Source organism: Micromonospora sp. CPCC 206171, from assembly GCF_036906755.1.
In the GTDB taxonomy this organism is placed as follows: Bacteria; Actinomycetota; Actinomycetes; order Mycobacteriales; family Micromonosporaceae; genus Micromonospora; species Micromonospora purpureochromogenes.
In genome coordinates this window covers 52,392-68,830 of record NZ_JBAKHT010000007.1, presented here as the reverse complement: position 1 = coordinate 68,830, position 16,439 = coordinate 52,392, and the positions used below count along the sequence as shown (strand labels likewise).

Annotated in this window: 17 protein-coding genes and 1 pseudogene; 11 read left to right on the top strand and 7 right to left on the bottom strand. The window is 73.8% G+C overall.

The annotated features are described in order from the left end of the window. The first annotated feature begins 19 nt into the window (after window positions 1-19). The 4 genes from V6U89_RS11120 (at window position 20) to V6U89_RS11105 (ending at window position 2,260) form a co-directional block, all read left to right on the top strand. Window positions 20-439 carry a VOC family protein gene (locus tag V6U89_RS11120; RefSeq protein ID WP_280839969.1) on the top strand — a complete coding sequence of 140 codons (420 nt, stop codon included), beginning with the start codon at window positions 20-22 and terminating at the stop codon, window positions 437-439. Window positions 440-452: 13 nt separating this feature from the next. Continuing rightward, complete coding sequence (locus V6U89_RS11115; RefSeq protein ID WP_334570781.1) at window positions 453-1,118, top strand: DUF998 domain-containing protein; 666 nt, start codon at window positions 453-455, stop codon at window positions 1,116-1,118. Between the two features lie 72 nt (window positions 1,119-1,190). Further along, complete coding sequence (locus tag V6U89_RS11110) at window positions 1,191-1,805, top strand: histidine phosphatase family protein (RefSeq protein ID WP_334570780.1); 615 nt, start codon at window positions 1,191-1,193, stop codon at window positions 1,803-1,805. Window positions 1,806-1,834: 29 nt separating this feature from the next. Beyond that, window positions 1,835-2,260: an ASCH domain-containing protein gene (locus tag V6U89_RS11105; protein ID WP_334570779.1), complete on the top strand. Its 426-nt coding sequence runs from the start codon at window positions 1,835-1,837 to the stop codon at window positions 2,258-2,260. A 119-nt stretch (window positions 2,261-2,379) separates the two neighbouring features. Here the strand turns inward: V6U89_RS11105 and V6U89_RS11100 are convergent, their stop codons facing one another. Next, the gene (locus V6U89_RS11100; RefSeq protein ID WP_334570778.1) at window positions 2,380-3,042 is read right to left on the bottom strand and encodes a type 1 glutamine amidotransferase domain-containing protein; all 663 of its coding nucleotides are present in this window, start codon (window positions 3,040-3,042) and stop codon (window positions 2,380-2,382) included. Window positions 3,043-3,114: 72 nt separating this feature from the next. Between V6U89_RS11100 and V6U89_RS11095 the strand changes: the two genes are divergently transcribed. Beyond that, a complete protein-coding gene (locus tag V6U89_RS11095) occupies window positions 3,115-3,999 on the top strand; it encodes a LysR family transcriptional regulator (protein ID WP_334570777.1) in 885 nt (294 codons plus the stop codon). 7 nt (window positions 4,000-4,006) lie between these two features. Here the strand turns inward: V6U89_RS11095 and V6U89_RS11090 are convergent, their stop codons facing one another. Next, window positions 4,007-4,495, bottom strand: a complete 489-nt coding sequence (locus tag V6U89_RS11090; protein WP_334570776.1) for a hypothetical protein — start codon at window positions 4,493-4,495, stop codon at window positions 4,007-4,009. Between the two features lie 207 nt (window positions 4,496-4,702). Here V6U89_RS11090 and V6U89_RS11085 point away from each other — a divergent pair, with 207 nt between their 5' ends. From V6U89_RS11085 to V6U89_RS11075, 3 genes and pseudogenes are all read left to right on the top strand, one after another. After that, window positions 4,703-7,090 carry a M4 family metallopeptidase gene (locus V6U89_RS11085; protein WP_334570775.1) on the top strand — a complete coding sequence of 796 codons (2,388 nt, stop codon included), beginning with the start codon at window positions 4,703-4,705 and terminating at the stop codon, window positions 7,088-7,090. A 112-nt stretch (window positions 7,091-7,202) separates the two neighbouring features. Beyond that, on the top strand, window positions 7,203-7,970 hold the full coding sequence (locus V6U89_RS11080) for an enoyl-CoA hydratase/isomerase family protein (RefSeq protein ID WP_334570774.1): 768 nt from the start codon (window positions 7,203-7,205) through the stop codon (window positions 7,968-7,970). A 116-nt stretch (window positions 7,971-8,086) separates the two neighbouring features. Next, window positions 8,087-8,571, top strand: a pseudogene (locus V6U89_RS11075) (DUF6228 family protein). A gap of 87 nt (window positions 8,572-8,658) precedes the next feature. On the opposite strand, the gene V6U89_RS11070 reads toward V6U89_RS11075, so the two are convergent. Continuing rightward, window positions 8,659-9,249 carry a peroxiredoxin-like family protein gene (locus tag V6U89_RS11070; RefSeq protein WP_334570773.1) on the bottom strand — a complete coding sequence of 197 codons (591 nt, stop codon included), beginning with the start codon at window positions 9,247-9,249 and terminating at the stop codon, window positions 8,659-8,661. 71 nt (window positions 9,250-9,320) lie between these two features. On the opposite strand from V6U89_RS11070, the gene V6U89_RS11065 reads away from it, so the two are divergent. Further along, the gene (locus tag V6U89_RS11065; protein WP_334570771.1) at window positions 9,321-9,941 is read left to right on the top strand and encodes a TetR/AcrR family transcriptional regulator; all 621 of its coding nucleotides are present in this window, start codon (window positions 9,321-9,323) and stop codon (window positions 9,939-9,941) included. Window positions 9,942-10,018: 77 nt separating this feature from the next. On the opposite strand, the gene V6U89_RS11060 is transcribed toward V6U89_RS11065, so the two are convergent. The 4 genes from V6U89_RS11060 to V6U89_RS11045 form a co-directional block, all read right to left on the bottom strand. Then, window positions 10,019-10,462 (bottom strand): HNH endonuclease, encoded by a 444-nt coding sequence (locus tag V6U89_RS11060; protein WP_334570770.1) that lies wholly within the window; start codon window positions 10,460-10,462, stop codon window positions 10,019-10,021. A 281-nt stretch (window positions 10,463-10,743) separates the two neighbouring features. Beyond that, on the bottom strand, window positions 10,744-11,739 hold the full coding sequence (locus V6U89_RS11055) for a hypothetical protein (protein ID WP_334570769.1): 996 nt from the start codon (window positions 11,737-11,739) through the stop codon (window positions 10,744-10,746). Between the two features lie 93 nt (window positions 11,740-11,832). After that, complete coding sequence (locus tag V6U89_RS11050) at window positions 11,833-13,359, bottom strand: FAD-dependent oxidoreductase (protein WP_334570768.1); 1,527 nt, start codon at window positions 13,357-13,359, stop codon at window positions 11,833-11,835. 39 nt (window positions 13,360-13,398) lie between these two features. Beyond that, window positions 13,399-13,890 (bottom strand): MSMEG_6728 family protein, encoded by a 492-nt coding sequence (locus tag V6U89_RS11045; protein ID WP_088960012.1) that lies wholly within the window; start codon window positions 13,888-13,890, stop codon window positions 13,399-13,401. Between the two features lie 87 nt (window positions 13,891-13,977). Between V6U89_RS11045 and V6U89_RS11040 the strand changes: the two genes are divergently transcribed. Together V6U89_RS11040 and V6U89_RS11035 are read left to right on the top strand one after the other, a co-directional pair. Further along, on the top strand, window positions 13,978-15,795 hold the full coding sequence (locus V6U89_RS11040; protein WP_334570766.1) for a potassium channel family protein: 1,818 nt from the start codon (window positions 13,978-13,980) through the stop codon (window positions 15,793-15,795). Between the two features lie 127 nt (window positions 15,796-15,922). Further along, complete coding sequence (locus V6U89_RS11035) at window positions 15,923-16,387, top strand: hypothetical protein (protein WP_334570765.1); 465 nt, start codon at window positions 15,923-15,925, stop codon at window positions 16,385-16,387. The last annotated feature ends 52 nt before the right edge of the window (window positions 16,388-16,439 follow it).

Genomic DNA, 16,439 nt, shown 5'->3' with positions numbered 1-16,439 from the left:
GACCTCTAGCGTTATGGGCATGACGATGAACGCAATCAGCCGCTCCCAGATCTACGTCCTCGACCAGGACGAGGCCCTCGACTTCTACGTCGGCAAGCTCGGCATGGAGGTCAACACCGACCAGGACCTCGGGTTCATGCGCTGGCTCACGGTCAACCTGCCCGGCGACCCGGAGCGCGAGATCCTGCTGGAGAAGCCGGGCCCCCCGAGACTCGATCCGGCCACCGCCGAGCAGGTCCGCGAGCTGCTCACCAAGGGGGCGCTGCCCGGCACCCTCTTCATGACCACCGACGACGCCCGCAAGACGCACGAGGACCTGGTCGCCAAGGGCGTCGAGATCACCGACGAGCCGATGGAGCGCCCGTACGGGATCGACTTCGGCATCCGGGACCCGTTCGGCAACAGTATCCGTATCGGGCAGATGTTCCCCCGGGCCTGAGGGGAGCGGGGCCGTGACCGACGCGATCACCCTGCCCGCCGCCGGACCGGCCGCCCTCGGCCGGGACCGGGCCCTGCTGGTCGGCGGCATCCTCGCCGGCCCGGTCTTCGCCGTGTCCGCGCTGGCCCAGGGCCTCACCCGGGACGGCTTCGACTTCCGGCGGCACCCGGTCAGCATGTTGAGCACGGGCGACCTGGGTTGGCTCCAGATCGTCACCTTCCTGGCCACCGGGGCGCTCTGCGTCGGCGCCGCCGCCGCGGTGCGCCGCCGGCCGGTGACCGGCTCGACCTGGCTGCCCCGGCTGCTCGCCCTCTGGGGATTCGGCCTGATGGCGGCCGGGGTCTTCAGCGCCGACCCGGCCGACGGCTTCCCGGCCGGCACGCCGCGCGGGGCCGGGCAGATCAGCTGGCACGGCGGGCTGCACTTCCTCGCGGCGGCGGTCGCCTTCGGGTCGCTGATCGTGGCGACCGTCGTCGCCGGCCGCCGGGCCGCCCGCGAGGGCGACCGGGTGCGGGCCGTCGCCAGCATCGCGACCGGGGTGTTCTTCGCCCTCGCCTGGGGCGCGCTGATGGTCCGGCCCGGACCGGTGGCCATGGTCGCCTTCGGTCTGGCGGTGACCGCCGGCTGGGCCTGGGTGACCGCGACGTTCGCCGCGGCGCTGCGACGGTCGCCTCGCTGAGCGTGATCGGGGCGGCGACGGCCGGGAGGCGCGGGTTAGCATCGCGCCTCCCGGCCGCACGAGGAGGCGACGATGGCCACCCGGCTGCTCTACCTGGCCCGGCACGGCGAGCAGGACCGCCCGGAGATCGAGTCGCCGGAGGTGGGGCTCTCCGAGCGGGGCCGCCGGCAGGCCGCGCTGCTCGGTCAGCGACTGCGGGCCGTACCGTTGCGCGCCGTCCACCACGGCCCGCTGCGCCGGACCGTCGAGACCGCCGAGCTGGTCGCCGGGTCACTGCCGACGGTCCCGGTGTACGCGACCGAGCTGGCCGGCGATCACCTGCCGCACGACACCGACCCGGCCGGGCTGCCGATGGCGTACGCGAGTTTCCTGGCCGGCTTCTCGGCGCGCGAGCGGGCCGACGGGCCGCGACTGGCGGCGGAGGCCGTCGCCCGGTTCGCCACCGCCCCGTGCGACGGTGACGTCCGCGAGCTGGTGATCACGCACAACTTCCTGATCGCCTGGCTGGTCCGGCACGCGCTGGACGCCCCGGAACGGCGCTGGCTGGGGCTCAACCACCACAACGCCGGGCTGACCGTGATCCGCTACAGCTCGACCGGGCCGCCCAGCCTGATCGCCTTCAACGACGTGGCCCACCTGCCGCCCGAGCTGCGTGGCACCGGACTGCCCAGCGATTATCGGGTGTGACCGGGCGCGGTGCCGGCTACGGTCGCCGGATGACGACGCCGCCGCCCGACCTGCCGAAGACCGAGTTCGCCTTCCCGGGGCCGCTGCGGGACCAGCTCGTCGCGGCTGTCCTCTCCGGGGCGAAGACCTCCACCACCGGTCTGTTCCAGGACCACGAGCGCGACGGCGAGCCGCTGCCGGTGGTCGGCGACCGCTCGGTGGTGGTCGACTCCGCCGACCGCCCGGTCGCGGTCATCGAGCTGACCGAGGTACGCCTCGTCCGCCTCGGCGACGTCGACCTGGACCACGCTCGGGACGAGGGCGAGGGGTACGACTCCGTCGCCGCCTGGCGCGCCGGGCACGAGGCGTACTGGCACGGCCCGGACTACCGGGGCTGGCTCGGCGACCCCGACTTCACCGTCACCGACGACACCCTCGCGGTCGCCGTACGCTTCCGCCTCCTGACCCGCTACTGACCCCTCGGCGAGCCGTCGACGGCCGCAGATACAGAGAAAGAGTGGCTGTTCCGCGCGGAACAGCCACTCTTTCTCTGTATCTGCACCGCCGGAGGGGTGGGGGGGAGGGGGCGGGTGGGTCAGCGGGCGGTGACGGTCTTCACGACGGCTTCGGCCATGGCCCGGGCGGACTGCGGGTTCTGGCCGGTGACCAGGCGGCCGTCGACGACGACGTGCTCGCTGAAGTTCGGCGCCGGTACGTGCACGGCGCCGGCCTCGGTGAGCTTGTCGGCCAGCAGGAAGGGAACCTCGTCGCTGAGGCCGACGGCGTTCTCCTCGTCGTTGGTGAAGCCGGCCACCCGCTTGCCCGCCACGAGGTGGGAGCCGTCGGAGAGCTTCAGGTTCACCAGCGCGGACGGGCCGTGGCAGACCGCCGCGACGACCCCGCCGCGCTCGTAGACGGTGGCGGCGATGCGCGCCAGGTCCGGGTCGTTCGGGAAGTCCCACATGGTGCCGTGGCCGCCGGCGAAGACGATCACGTCGTACCCGGTCGGGTCGACGTCGGCGGCCTTCGGGGTGTGTTCCACGCCGGCGGTGGCCAGGAAGTCGTTCTGGGTCCGGTCGTTCTCGTCCCGGCCGTCCAGCGGCGGCTGGCCGCCGGCCACCGAGACCAGGTCGACGTCCCAGCCGGCGGCCCGGAACACCTCCCACGGCTCCGCGGCCTCACCGACGTAGAAGCCGGTCTCGCGGCCGGTGGTGCCGAGCTGGCGGTGGCTGGTCAGAGCGATGAGTGCACGTGTCATGTCGACCATGCTGGCGCGCGAATCCATAGCTGACCAATAGGCGAACGACACAGCAGCGATAGGTTTGCTGATGTGAAGGTGCCGCTCGACCTGCTCCGCAGCTTCCTGGCCGTGCACCGGTCCGGTTCGATCACCGCCGCCGCGGAACTGCTCGGGCTGGCCCAGCCGACGGTCACCGCCCAGATCCGCGCGCTGGAGGGGGCGGTGGGCCGGCCGCTCTTCGACCGGGTGCCGAGGGGCGTGCTGCCCACCCCGGCCGGCGACGAGCTGGCCCGCCGGGTGGCCGATCCGCTGGACCGCCTCGACACCGTGCTCGCCGACGACACGACCACGCCGTACCCGCGGACGGTCTTCCTCGGCGGGCCGGCCGAGTTCCTCGCGGAGCTGGCGCTGCCGGCGGTGGCCGGTCTGGTCGCCGAGGGCCTGGAGCTGCGGGTCTCCGCGGGCCTGCCCGAGCAGCTCCTGGACGACGTCGCCGCCGGCCGGCTCGACCTGGCGGTGAGCAGCGTGCGCCCCCGGCGGCGGGGGCTGGCCGCCGAGCCGCTCTACGACGAGGAGTTCGCCCTGGTCGCCGCGCCCGCCTGGGGCGAGCGGCTGCCCGACCCGGTGACCCCGCAGGCCCTGCGGGACGTGCCGCTGGTCGCCTACGCGGAGGAGGCGCCGATCCTGCGCCGCTGGTGGCGGACGGTCTTCGACACCCGCCTCACCCGTACGCCGAACCTGGTGGTGGCCGATCTGCGCGCGGTGCTGGCGGCCGTGGTCGCCGGCGCCGGGGCGAGCGTGCTGCCGACGTACCTGTGTCGCGATGAGCTGGCCGCCGGCGCGCTGCGTCCGCTGTCGAGCCCGGCGGTGCCGCCGCTCAACACGCTCTTCCTGGCCGCCCGGCCGGCGGTGGCGGGGCGGCGCGAGGTGCAGGCGGTGCGGCGGGCGCTGCTGACGGCGGCGGCCGGCTGGTAGCCCGGGATCAGCGCAGGGCACCGGCCCGGAGCAGGAGGTCGGCCAGGGCGGACGCGGCGGCCGGCGGCTGGGGGCCGCTCGGGCAGTCGGTCCACTCGACGGTGTTCGCGCCGATGGTCAACCGGTAGGTGTAGGTGTCCGCGCAGCGCACGTCGGGGCGGGCGGGGCCGCCGCCGCTGGGGGCGCTGCCCGCGAGCGCGCGCAGCCGGTCGAGGTCGGCGGGGGAGAGCTGACCGGTCCGGGTCGCGCCGGTGCGACCGGTCGCCGTCCATCGGCCGTCCGGTTCCACGGTCACCGTCTCCGCGCCGCCCGCGAACCCGCCGCTGCGGGTCAGCGTCACCCGGGCCGCGGTCGCGGCGGGGGTGCCGGTGGCGGTGCCGCCCGGCGTGGGGGTGCCCGGCGCGGGGATGGTGGTGGCTCCGGCGGTGGGGGTGCCCGACGTCGGCGCAGGTGAACCGGAGTCGGTTGCTGAGCAGCCGGTCAGCAGGCCGATCATAGTTATGATCTTGACAATGGCCAGGACGGGTGATCTCATGCCGTTCGGACGTGCACCGTCGCCGCCGGGTTCCATCACCAGGGCCGCCTCCCCCGTTCGGCCAGTGTCGCGCGCCGGAAGCGCTTCCCCCCTTCTCTTTTCTTTGATGTATCGCCATATTTACATGCGTGACTACCCCCGTCACATCTTTCCTTGTCAGGAGGGCACGTGAAAAGAACCCTCGCCGCCGTCAGCGCAGCGCTGCTTACCAGCGGCATGCTGACCTGCGTCGCCACCGCAGCGCAGGCGGCCCCCACCGCCCCCGCCCCGGACACCTCACCCGCAGCTCGTGCTGAGAGCCTGCTCCGCAGCAACCCCGGCGCCGTCCAGGGCGCCAGCGGAGAGTCGTACCAGGCCGTCCGCACGAAGGTGGACGCCAGCGGGGCGTCGCACACCCGCTACACCCGCACCTACCACGGCCTCCGCGTCTACGGTGGCGACTTCGTCATCCACACGACGCCCACCGGCGGCTACGCCGGCTCCTCGGTCGGCCTCGCCGCGCCGCTCACCCTCGCCACCGCCGCGAAGGTCACGCTGGCCAGGGCCAAGGTGACGGCCAGGAAGGCGTTCTCCGGCAAGCTGGAGAGCGTCGGCGCCCCGGAGCTCTTCGTCGACGCCAGCTCCGGCACGGGCCGCCTCGCCTACGAGACGGTGCTCTCCGGCTGGCACACCGACGGCCAGACCCCGTCCCGGCTGCACGTCATCAGCGACGCCGTCAACGGCAAGGTGATCGGCTCGTACGACGAGATCGAGATGGTCGCGGGCACCGGCAGCAGCATCTACTCGGGCACGGTCAGCATCGACACGACGCTCTCCGGCAGCACGTACCAGATGATCGACCCGTCGCACGGCAACGGCTCCACCTGCGACATGAACCAGGGCACGTCGACCTGCACGACGTTCACCAACAACGACAACAGCTGGGGTGACACGAACACCCGCCAGCGCGCCGGTGTCGATGCCCACTTCGGCGCGGCCAAGACGTACGACTACTTCAAGAACGTGCACGGCCGCAACGGCATCTTCGGCGACGGTCGCGGCGTGCCGAGCCGGGTGCACTACGGCAACAACTACGTCAACGCCTTCTGGGACGGCTCCCGGATGACGTACGGCGACGGCTCCGGCAACGCCCGCCCGCTGGTCGCCCTCGACGTGGCCGGCCACGAGATGAGCCACGGCGTCACCGAGAACGTGGTGCCGGGCGGCCTGACCTACTCCGGCGAGTCCGGCGGCCTCAACGAGGCCACCAGCGACATCTTCGGCACCATGGTCGAGTTCTACGCCAACACCACCGCCGACCCGGGTGACTACCAGATCGGCGAGAAGATCAACATCAACGGCAACGGCACGCCGCTGCGCTACATGTACGACCCGGCGCTGGACGGCTCGTCCGACCGCTGCTGGACCACCAGCACCAAGAACAAGGACGTGCACTACTCGTCCGGCCCGGCCAACCACTTCTTCTTCAACCTGGCCGAGGGCACCGGCGCCACCCCGTACGGCACCTCGCCGGTCTGTGGCACCGCCCCCGCCGTGACCGGCATCGGTCGCGCCAAGGCGGAGAAGATCTGGTTCCGCGCCCTGGACGTGTACTTCACCTCCAACACCTCGTACGTCAACACCACCACGCCGTCGAACACCGCCCGGGCCTACAGCCTCCGCGCGGCGACCGACCTGTACGGCAACTGCTCCACCGAGTACAAGGCCGTCCAGGCGGCGTGGACCGCGGTGGCCGTCTCCGGCAACGACGCGCCCTGCTCGTCGACCGGTAACGACTTCTCCGTCTCGCTCTCCCCGACCTCCGGCTCGGTGACCGCGGGCGGCTCGGTCTCGACCACCGTCGCCACCGCCACCACCGGTGGCACCGCGCAGACCGTGACGTTCTCCGCGTCCGGCCTGCCGACCGGCGCCAGCGCCACGTTCAACCCGACCTCGGTCACCTCGGGCGGCTCGTCGACCCTGACCATCGCCACCTCGGCCAGCACCCCGGCCGGGACGTACACGGTGACCGTCACCGGCGCCGGTTCGGTGAACCGGACGGCGACCTACACGCTGACCGTCAACGGCACCGGTGGCGGCTGCACCGGTGCCGGCCAGAAGCTCGGCAACCCCGGCTTCGAGTCCGGCACCACCCCGTGGGCGTCGACCTCGGGCGTCATCGGCTCGTTCACCGGCCAGCCCGCCCGTACCGGCACCCGCAACGCCTGGCTGGACGGCTACGGCAGCACCCACACGGACACGCTCTCGCAGGCGGTGACCCTGCCGGCCGGGTGCACGTCGTACAACTTCACCTTCTGGCTGCACATCGACTCGGCGGAGACCACCACCGGCACCGCGTACGACACGTTCAGGGTGCAGGTGCTCAACTCCTCCGGGACGGTGCTGGCGACCCTGGCGACCTACTCGAACCTGAACAAGGCCGCCGGGTACTCGCAGAAGTCGTTCTCGCTGGCCTCGTACGCCGGCCAGACCGTCACCCTGAAGTTCACCGGCACCGAGGACTCCTCGCTCCAGACGTCCTTCGTGGTCGACGACACCGCGGTCAACGTCTCCTGACCTGACCTCGCCGTCGGCGGGCCCGGCGGCCACCCCTCGCGGGTGGTCGTCGGGCCCGCGCCGTTATGGTCGCCGGACGTGGTCGGCGCGTGCCGGCCGGCGGGAAGGGGTGGTGTCGGTGTCGGACGCGGAGCTGACCGTCGAGGTGACCGGCGCGGTGGCGACGGTGACGATCCGGAACCCGGGCCGGCGCAACGCCATGACCCCGGACATGTGGCGGCGGCTGCCGGTGCTGCTCGACGCCCTGGAGGCCGACCCCGCGGTGCGCGCCCTGGTGCTCACCGGCGCGGACGGCACCTTCTGCGCCGGCGCCGACCTGGGCGACCTGGACGAGTTGCTGGACGCCGGCGACCACAGCATCGCGGTCGTCGCCGAGGAGCGACTGGCCGCCTTCGCCAAGCCGACCGTCGCCGCCGTGCAGGGGCCCTGCGTCGGCGGCGGTTGCCAGCTCGCCGTGGCCTGCGACCTGCGGGTCGCCGCCCCGGACGCCCGCTTCGGCGTGCCGCCGGCCCGGCTCGGGCTGGTCTACCCGGCCCCGACCACCCGCCGGCTGACCCGGCTGGTCGGCCCGGCGACGGCGAAGTTCCTGCTCTTCACCGCCGAACTGATCGACGCCGAGCGCGCGCTGCGGGTCGGCCTGGTGGACGAGGTGGTCGACGACCTCGCCGGCCGGGTGGCCGCAATCACCACCGCCATCGCGCAGCGCTCGCAGCTCAGCGTCGCCGCCGCCAAGGAGATCGTCGACGACCGGGCCGGGCCGGCCCGGATCGCCTGGTGGCACCGGAAGGTGCGGGACAGCGGCGAGGCCCGCGAGGGGGTCGCCGCCCACCGCGAGCGACGGGCGCCGAACTTCGCCTGGTCGCCGTCCGACCGCCCGTGACCGCCGCTGATCGTGGTCCCGTCGGTTCGACGGGCCGGCCCGGCAGCCGCGGACACCTCTCGGACGCTACGGACCTGACGACGTAGCCGAATCGCCAGGCCGGCGGCGAGCCGGGAATGCGCCTGCCCTGCGTACCCCCGAAGCTCTACTGTCCCTGGGTGCCGCCTCTTCGCCCGCCTGCCGACGATCTCGACGTGACGATCCGCTGCCAAGCGGAGCCGGGCGTCTCCGTCCGCCTGCGCGGTCGCCACTTCCCGGACGAGTACGGCGTCGGCTTCTCGGTCGAGGCCCGAGCCGACGGTCTGCGTGCCGAGTTCGCCGGGGTGGAGGTCTGGGTCTGGGACGACGCCTGGCTGCCTGATTTCATCGGTCAACTCGCCGCTGACTATCAGGGCTGGACCGGGGAACGTCGTTGGCGGACGAACCACCTGGCTGTCCGTGCCGTCTTCCATGCCGGAGGCCACGTCGCACTGACCTGGGACCTCCAACCCCGGGTGTCGCGGTCGGACCCGTGGCGGCGTCGATCACGACCTGGCTCGAAGCCGGCGAGCAGATGAGCCACCTCGCCGCCGACCTCGGTGAGTTCCTGCCCAAGCCATGAGTCGTCCACGACATCAGGTCTGTAGCGTCGGCAACCCTCTCCGGCGTCGGCCCGCAGGGGCGGCAGCGAGGACAGGTGGGGGGTCCGTCAGCCGCCGGCCCGCGGGGCCGGCGCGGTCGAAGGCGACGTCACGAGCCTCAGCAGTTCGTCGACCGACCACTGGTCGTAGACGTGCTCGCCGTGCCGGCTGGCGAGGACCGAGCCGTCCGGGGCGATCAGGAAGTCGGCGGGGAGCCCGAACCGCCCGCCGTGCGGGACGGCCGCCGGTGGGCGCTCCCGGCCGCGCAGGACGGCCCACGAGCTGCGCAGCACCGCACGCAGGATCGGCAGCCAGGCGCGCGGGCTGAGCAGTGCGCGCACCGACGGCTCGACGCCGAACTCTCGGTAGAGCCGCTTGTCGGGGTCGGCGATGACGGCGAAGGGCAGGTCGTCGGTGTGCTCCCGCAGTTCGTCGGCGGGGGAGTGGAAGACCACGACCTCGCGTACCCCGGCCGCCTCGATCTCGGCGTGCCGTCGGACGATCGAGCGCAGGTGCAGATTGCAGACCGGGCAGCCGGCGAACCGGCGGAACTGGAGGTGGACCAGGCGTTCGGCGTCGGGGACGGCGACCGGCGGCCCGGACACCGGGGTGAGCCGACGTCGGGACACGGTCGAACCGGGGGCGGACGGACGGGACATGGTTGCCTCCCTGTCGTAGGCGTACGACGTACTCCTACAGGGTTAGGCTTACGTTGTACGCTGTCAAGGCCATGCCGCGCCCCCGCTCACTCACCCCGGCCCAGCTCGCCTCGGCCGCGCTGGCCGTCATCGACCGCGACGGGCTTCCCGCGCTCACCATGCGGGCGGTCGCCCAGGAGTTGGGCACCAGCCCGATGGCCCTCTACCGCTACGTCGCCGACCGGGACGAGCTGGCGGCGCTGGTCGTGGAGGAGGTGCTGTCCACGGTCGACACCGCCGCTCCGCCGGACGAAAGGTGGCAGGACCGGGTGGGCGTACTGGTCCGGCGGATGCGGACCGCGATCGGCGGGCATCCCGCCGTGGTGCCGCTGCTCCCCGTGCACCGGCACCGGTCGCCGACCGTGCTGCGCTGGACGGAGACCGTGCTCGGCGTCCTCGCGGAGGCGGGCTTCGCCGGCACCCGCCGGGTGGTCGCGCTGCGCGCCCTGCTCGCGTACGCCGTCGGCGCGATCCAGCTCGAACACCTGGGCCCGCTCTCGGGCAGCGGCACCGACGCGATGGCGGGGCTGTCCCCGGCGGAGTTCCCGCATCTGTCGGCCACCGCCGCCGATGCCCGGCGGGTGGGACCGGACGCGGAGTTCGACGGCGGACTCGAGCTGCTGCTGCGCGGCCTGGCCGTCTCCGCCGACTGACCGGGGCGGAGGGACCGGCGGGCGCCGCGCCGGAGGCGTACCTCCGACGCGGCCCCCTGTGCCCGCCGGCCGGCGGGTCACCGCCCGGCGAACGCGGCCCAGCTCGGCGTCACCGGCTCGCGCCGCAGCGGCATGCCCGCCTCGGCCGGCGTCCGGTCGCCCTTGCGCTGGTTGCAGGCGTAGCAGGCGGCGGTCGTGTTCTTCCAGGTGTTCCGGCCGCCGCGCGAGCGGGGCAGGATGTGGTCGATGGTGCTGGCCGGGCCGCCGCAGTACGCGCAGCACCGGTGGTCGCGCCGCAGCACGGCGGCGCGGGACCAGGCCGGCCCGGCGTGGAACCGCCAGCGGGTGACCACGTACCGGACGAGGCGGACCACCCGGGGGACCGGGAAGACCCCGATCACCTGGTCCGGCTCGGCCTCGTGGATCTCGGCGACCCGGCGGCACAGCATCCGGATCGCGTGCTGGACGGTGACCCGGTGCAGCGGGCCGAGGTCGGCGTTGATGACGAGGACGGCGTCCACCGGGCTCTCCCTTCACGATCGGCGGCGGACCGGTCCGGACAGCGAAAAGCCGCCCGGTCCGGCTGGGGACGGGCGGCTGGAGCGCGTGCGGGCACGCGTCAGTCGGGCCACCCGTCCCGGGGACCTTCAGCTCGGCAACCAGCGAGCGGCAGCGTCGAGAACGCGCACGTGACGTGCGACAACGACATGACTGACTCCCGGCGGGCTGGTTGACCTTGCGCGATCACGGTAGGGCGGGCCCGGGCGGGCCGGCAACGCATTTCGATGCCCGCCCGGGCGGCTCAGCCGGAGACCGACCAGACCCGCACCTCCACCGAGGGCGGCGTGGCCCGGAAGCGGTTGTGCAGGATCTGGAGGTAGTTGACGACGGTGGGGTCGCCCGGGTCGGGCTGGCAGTAGGTGACCGGCGTCTTCCGGACCAGGTTCAGGTTGATGCTGTCCGGCCGGGAGGCCCGGGGATTGCGGCAGCCGACGTAGCTGAGATCCTTCGGGTCGTCGGTCCAGTGGTACCAGGCGAGCTGTTCCAGCCGGGCCTGGAAGATCAGCGTCCCGGCGCCGGTGCCCCGGTCCAGTCGGAGGGCGGGGACGAAGGAGACGGCGTCCTCCCCGCGCAGCGTCCACCTCGGCGCGTCGGGCGGCGGCACCCAGTCCGGTCCGATCGGCCCCGGCGTCGGTGCCGCGCTGGTCGGGGGGTGCGGCTCCCCGGTGGTCGACGGGTCGACCGAGGCGGATGTCGTGGCGGCGGGCGTGGGCGCGGCGGGCGTGGTGGCACCGGGACTGCTGGTGCCCCGGCTGGTCGCGTCCGCCGCCGACCGGCGGTCGGAGACCGCGTGCGCGAGCGTCGTCCCGACCACCACCAGCAGCAGCACGCCGATCCCGGCGGCCAGCAGCCGACGGTACGGGCGCCGCCGCGCCGGGCCTGATGGCGCTCCCGGGCCGCCGGGTCCGCCCGCCCGGCCGGTTCCTTCGCCACCGGACTCTGCGTCGTCCGCCCGGCCGTCGGTCGCCGGCCCACCGGGAAACCCCGGTCCGGCGCTCCGGCCGCCGGTCGCCGGCCCACCGGTCCGGCCGGTCGCGTCGCCCGTGCGGGACGCGTCCGCGCCCGGGCCCCGACGGGTGGCCTCGACCAGGGAGAGCACTCCGACCGCGGCCGAGATGCAGGCCCCGACCAGCCCGACCAGGTCATTGGTGCTCTTGACCCCGATTCCCCAGGCCAGCAGCGCGACCCCGAGGCCGGCCAGGCCGAGCAGCGTGAAGACCTTTCGTTGACCGGTCATGGAAATCATGGTGCGGTCCGGAGCGACCGGGGACGCTGTCCGGTTGCCGACCGTCGGCGGACCCGGCCGGGGAGTGCCGACGGGGCCGGGCGTTCAGCGTCGGGCCAGCAGCCCGCGCGGCCGGACGGACCGGACCGGCTCGGCAGCCGCGCCCTCGGCCCGCAGGATGTGGTTGGCGGCGATGATGCCGGTGGCCGCCGCGCGCTCCATCAGCGCGCTCGGGAACTCCGTCCGGATGCCGTCGCCGGCCAGGTACAGGCCGTTCGCGTCGGTGCGTACCCCCGGCCGTTCGGCGTGGCTGCCCGGGGTGAACGCCGGGGCCTGGGCCTCCACCCGGGCGCGCAGCTCGCGGACCCGCAGCCCGGCCGCCTCCGGCCAGAGCGTGGTCAGCTCGACCCGCATCCGCTCGGCCAGCTCCTCGGCGGGCACGCCCTCGTCGCAGGCGTACGCGTGCAACTCCACCACCGAGCCGCCGGTCCGCTCGGCCCACCGTCGGGAGGAGTTCTCCAGCCGGTGGTAGAGGGTCACCGAGTCCAGGGTGGACTGCCGGGACACCCCACTGAACACCGCCCGGTCGGCGCGGACATCCCCGTCCATCCAGTACCGCGCCACCGCGTACGGCGGACCGGGCCGGCCGAACGCGGGCATCCGCGCCACCAGCCGGGGCGCCGCCCCGGGCAGGCCGGGGGAGGCCGCGATCAGGGCGGCCAGCGCGGGCGGGTCGACGGCGAGCACCACGTGCGCGGCGCGGTACGCCGACCCGTCCGCGGTCCGCACCCGCCAGCCGCCGGGCTCCCGGTCCAGCCGGGTGGCGGCGGCCTCGGTGACCACCCGGCCGCCGTGCTTCTCGACGTGCCGGGTCAGCGGCTGCCAGATCGCCGTCGCGTAGTCCTCGTCCGGGCAGTCGAAGGTCAGCCCCTCCGGGTTGCCGAGCAGGTAGAAGTGGAACTGGGCGATCATCTCGGCGGCCGACATCTCCGCCTCGCGGTTGAAGAACGAGTGCGAGAAGACGTCGAAGAGCATGGCCCGGGCCCGGTCCGGCAGCTTCAGCGAGGTCAGGAGCTGGTCGGCGGTGGTGGTGTCGAACTCGGCGTAGGTGCGCTCCGGGTGGTAGCTGAGCAGCGGCAGCGCGGCGTCGGAGTCCATCCGGCGCAGGTCGGCCAGGCGCAGGCTGGGGCTGCGCAGCAGGAGGGCGAGCAGGTTGAGCGGCGGGGCCGGCGGCAGCCTGCCGAACTCCTCCGTCGGCCACTGCCCGCTCAGGATCGGGTACCCGGGGATCGGCTTGAGGAAGTCCAGGCCCGGATCGACCCGGCGCAGGATCGCCCGCCAGTTGTAGTACTGCCGGAAGAACGCGTGGAAGCCGTGCTCGACGAGCTGGGTGCCGTCGGTCAGGACCTCCGGCCAGGCGCCGAGCCGGCCGCCGAGCGTCGGCGCGGCCTCCAGCACGGTCACCGCCACGCCCCGCTCGGCGAGCACCACCGCCGCGGAGATGCCGGCGATCCCGCCGCCGACCACCACGGCCTCGGCCGGGCGCGGCACGCGGGGGGCGGCACCGCCGCCGGGGTCGACCACCCGCCGGCGTACGCCGATCAGCCGACCCAGCATCTGTGACAGCGTCATGCGCACCTTCCCCGGCCGAAGAAATTTCAGTCTGCCCGGTCAGCCCTCGGACGGCAGCAGACAGCGCCGTTCCCGGTCCGAGGCGGGCCAGACGTACTCCAGGTCGGGCGGGATGTCGCCGAACTGCGGCCGGTAGTGCTCCGGGTCCTTGCGCAGCAGCGACGAGCGGTGGCTCAGGTGCAGGTCCTCCCGGCCCAGCCAGGGTGGCAGCTCGCCGGCCCCGGCCAGCTCGGCCTGGGTCCGGATCCGCTCGATCCCGCAGGCGGCGGCCAGGTCGGTGGTCATCGTGCCGGCGCAGGTGTCCGCCCGGCCCGGCTCGCACCAGACGGCGCACATGTCCAGCCCGTACCGGGTGAGCGCCTCCTCGTAGCCGGCCCACATCTTCACCGCCGGATGGTTGCGCCAGCCGTAGGTGGGCCGGGTCAGCCCGCGCAGCACCTGGATGGTCTCCACCCGCTGCTTGCCCAGCCGCTTCTGGTCCAGCGTCCGGGCGCTCGCCAGGAAGTCCGGGTACGGGAGGAACGTCTGCATGCCGGTGCACTACCCGCCGTACGCCCCGACATGCGTTCATGATCAGCGGGGCTGCGCCCGGTGCGACCGGCTGACTACGATCCGGTCATGGCGGAACCCCTGCGCGACCGCGCACGCCGCGCGACCGGCTGGCGGTTACGGGCCAACGGCGAGACCCGGCCGCACTACGTCGTCTGCGGCAACGACCCGCTCGCCTACTGGGTGGTCAAGGCGCTGCTCGCCACCGAACTGGCGCAGGGCCGGGTCCGGATCACGCTGGTCGTGCCCGAGCGCCGTCGCTCCGAGGGGCCGGACGGCCGGGACGTCGACGGCATCCAGGTGGTCCGCGCCGACCGGCTCGACGAGGCCGCCTTCCGCCGGGCCGGCCTGGCCGGCGCGGCCGGGCTGGCCCTGCTGCAGCAGGACGACGTGGGCAACATGCAGGCCGCGCTCTGCGCCCAGGAGGTCGAGCCCCGGCTGCGCCTGGTGGTGCGCATGTTCAACACCAGCCTGGCCAACGGCCTGCGCGAGCTCTTCCCCGACTCGGCGGTGCTCTCCGACGCCTCGATCGCCGCCCCCGCGTTCGTGGCCGCCGCCCTCGGCGAGGTCGCCCCCACCCACTTCCGGCACGCCGGGCGCACCCTCTACGTGGCCCGCCGCGAGGACGTACGCGCCGGCGACGTCGTCTGCGGCCTGGCCGTCACGACGGACCCGGCCCTGGTCCGCGTGCTGCCGGCCGACGAGCCGGCGGCCGACGTGGTGCTCGCCGAGGCGACCGGCCAGCCGGCCGGCACCGAGTTGGCCGCCCGCCGGCTGGTCCGGGCCCGCCGCCGCCGGCAGCCGCTCGCGGTGCTGCTCCGGGCGGTCCGCAGCTTCGCCACCCGCAAGATCGGCATCGCGGTGATGGTGTTGCTGGCAGTGATCGCGGTACTCGGCTGGCTCAACTCCCGCGCGGTCGACGTGAGCTGGACCGAGGCGCTCTACCTGACCCTGGTCACCACGCTCAGCGGCCAGGACCCGGACGTCACCAAGCCGGCCGCCGCGCAGATCATGCAGGTGGTGCTCAACCTCGCCGGGCTGGCGCTGATCCCGCTGATCACCGCCGTGGTGGTCGACGGCATCGTCAACGCCCGGCTCGCCCTGCACGCCGGCCGGATCCAGCCGCAGCGCACCGGGCACGTCGTGGTGGTGGGGCTGGGCAACATCGGCACCCGGGTGATGGCCCAGCTGCGCGACTTCGGCGTCGAGGTGGTCGCGATCGACCGGACCGCCGAGGCGCGCGGCGCGGCGCTGGCCCGTCGGCTGGGCGTACCGCTGATCGTCGGGGACGCGGCCCGGGAGGAGACCCTGCGCTCCGCCTCGGTGGAGACCTGCCAGGCGCTGGTGGTGGTCTCCACCGACGACGGGGTCAACCTGCGCGCCGCGCTCAACGCCCGGGCGCTCAACGCCGAGCTGCGGGTGGTGCTGCGGCTCTTCGACGGCGACTTCGCCGAGCGGATCCAGCAGGCGTTCGGGATCGGCATCTCGCGCAGCGTGTCGTACCTGGCAGCGCCCGCGTTCGCGGCGGCGCTGCTGGACCGGGCGGTGATCGCCACCATTCCGGTCGACCGGCACGCGCTGCTGGTGGTGGAGGTGCCGGTGGTGGCGGGCGCGCCGCTGGACGGCCGGCCGCTGGCCGCCGTGGCCCGCCCCGGCGAGGTGCGCCTGCTCGCGCACACCCGCTTGGGGCAGCGGACCGACTGGAAGGCCGACCCGCGGATGGTGATCTCGGCGGGGGACCGGCTGACCGTGGTGGCCCGCCGGGCCGGGCTCGCCGCGCTGCTGCGCGAGTCCACCCCGCCACCGCCGGCGGTTCCGCCCGCGCCGGCCGCCCCGGCCGCGCCGGCCGCCCCGGCCGCGCCGGTACCCCGGGAGGGCCAGGACTGAATTCCGCGACGCGTAGTCTCTCGCCGTGCTTGGTGGAGGCTTGGGACGTCGGATCCGGGAACAGCAGCGTGCCGGGCGGGTGGGCGCTCTCCCGTCGTGGTTGAGGACGCGCCCGCCGTGGTGGGCGATGGTCGCCGTGCTCGTGGTGGTCGCCGGTGTGCTGGCGTGGGCGCTGTGGCCGGCCGCCGCGCCGCCGCCGCGCCAGCGCGAGTACCGGGCGGAGACGGCGTGCCTGCTCACGGGAGAAAAGGGTGTCGCGGCGCCGGAGGCCGCCCCGGTCTGGGCCGGCATGCAGGAGGCGTCGCTGGCCACCCACGTCAAGATCCAGTACCTCGAGGTGAGCGGCCCGCAGACGCCCGAGAACGCCGAGACGTACCTCGCCAGTCTGGTGCAGAGCCGTTGTGATCTTATTCTCACCGTGGGCGCGGCGCCGGTGGGCGCATTGCGGGCTGGAGCGGCAAGATTCCCAACTGTCCGCTTCGTGGGAATCAATGGTGGAAACGCGTCAAGCAACGTGTCCGTTGTGGAGGCAAAAAGCCCGCAAGTCGCGCAGCAGAAATCGCGAGAGCTGATCGCCGCGCTCGTCTCCTGAGAGGAGCCGTCTTCCCAGGTTCCTCTCAGGATTGTCTGAACGGATGACTTGT

Coding starts and splice junctions, on each gene's coding strand:
- V6U89_RS11120 (WP_280839969.1), top strand. CDS start 20: ATGACGATGAACGCAATCAGCCGCTCCCAGATCTACGTCCTCGACCAG.
- V6U89_RS11110 (WP_334570780.1), top strand. CDS start 1,191: ATGGCCACCCGGCTGCTCTACCTGGCCCGGCACGGCGAGCAGGACCGC.
- V6U89_RS11105 (WP_334570779.1), top strand. CDS start 1,835: ATGACGACGCCGCCGCCCGACCTGCCGAAGACCGAGTTCGCCTTCCCG.
- V6U89_RS11100 (WP_334570778.1), bottom strand. CDS start 3,042: ATGACACGTGCACTCATCGCTCTGACCAGCCACCGCCAGCTCGGCACC.
- V6U89_RS11090 (WP_334570776.1), bottom strand. CDS start 4,495: ATGATCGGCCTGCTGACCGGCTGCTCAGCAACCGACTCCGGTTCACCT.
- V6U89_RS11070 (WP_334570773.1), bottom strand. CDS start 9,249: ATGTCCCGTCCGTCCGCCCCCGGTTCGACCGTGTCCCGACGTCGGCTC.
- V6U89_RS11065 (WP_334570771.1), top strand. CDS start 9,321: ATGCCGCGCCCCCGCTCACTCACCCCGGCCCAGCTCGCCTCGGCCGCG.
- V6U89_RS11055 (WP_334570769.1), bottom strand. CDS start 11,739: ATGACCGGTCAACGAAAGGTCTTCACGCTGCTCGGCCTGGCCGGCCTC.
- V6U89_RS11050 (WP_334570768.1), bottom strand. CDS start 13,359: ATGACGCTGTCACAGATGCTGGGTCGGCTGATCGGCGTACGCCGGCGG.
- V6U89_RS11045 (WP_088960012.1), bottom strand. CDS start 13,890: ATGCAGACGTTCCTCCCGTACCCGGACTTCCTGGCGAGCGCCCGGACG.
- V6U89_RS11040 (WP_334570766.1), top strand. CDS start 13,978: ATGGCGGAACCCCTGCGCGACCGCGCACGCCGCGCGACCGGCTGGCGG.
- V6U89_RS11035 (WP_334570765.1), top strand. CDS start 15,923: ATGGTCGCCGTGCTCGTGGTGGTCGCCGGTGTGCTGGCGTGGGCGCTG.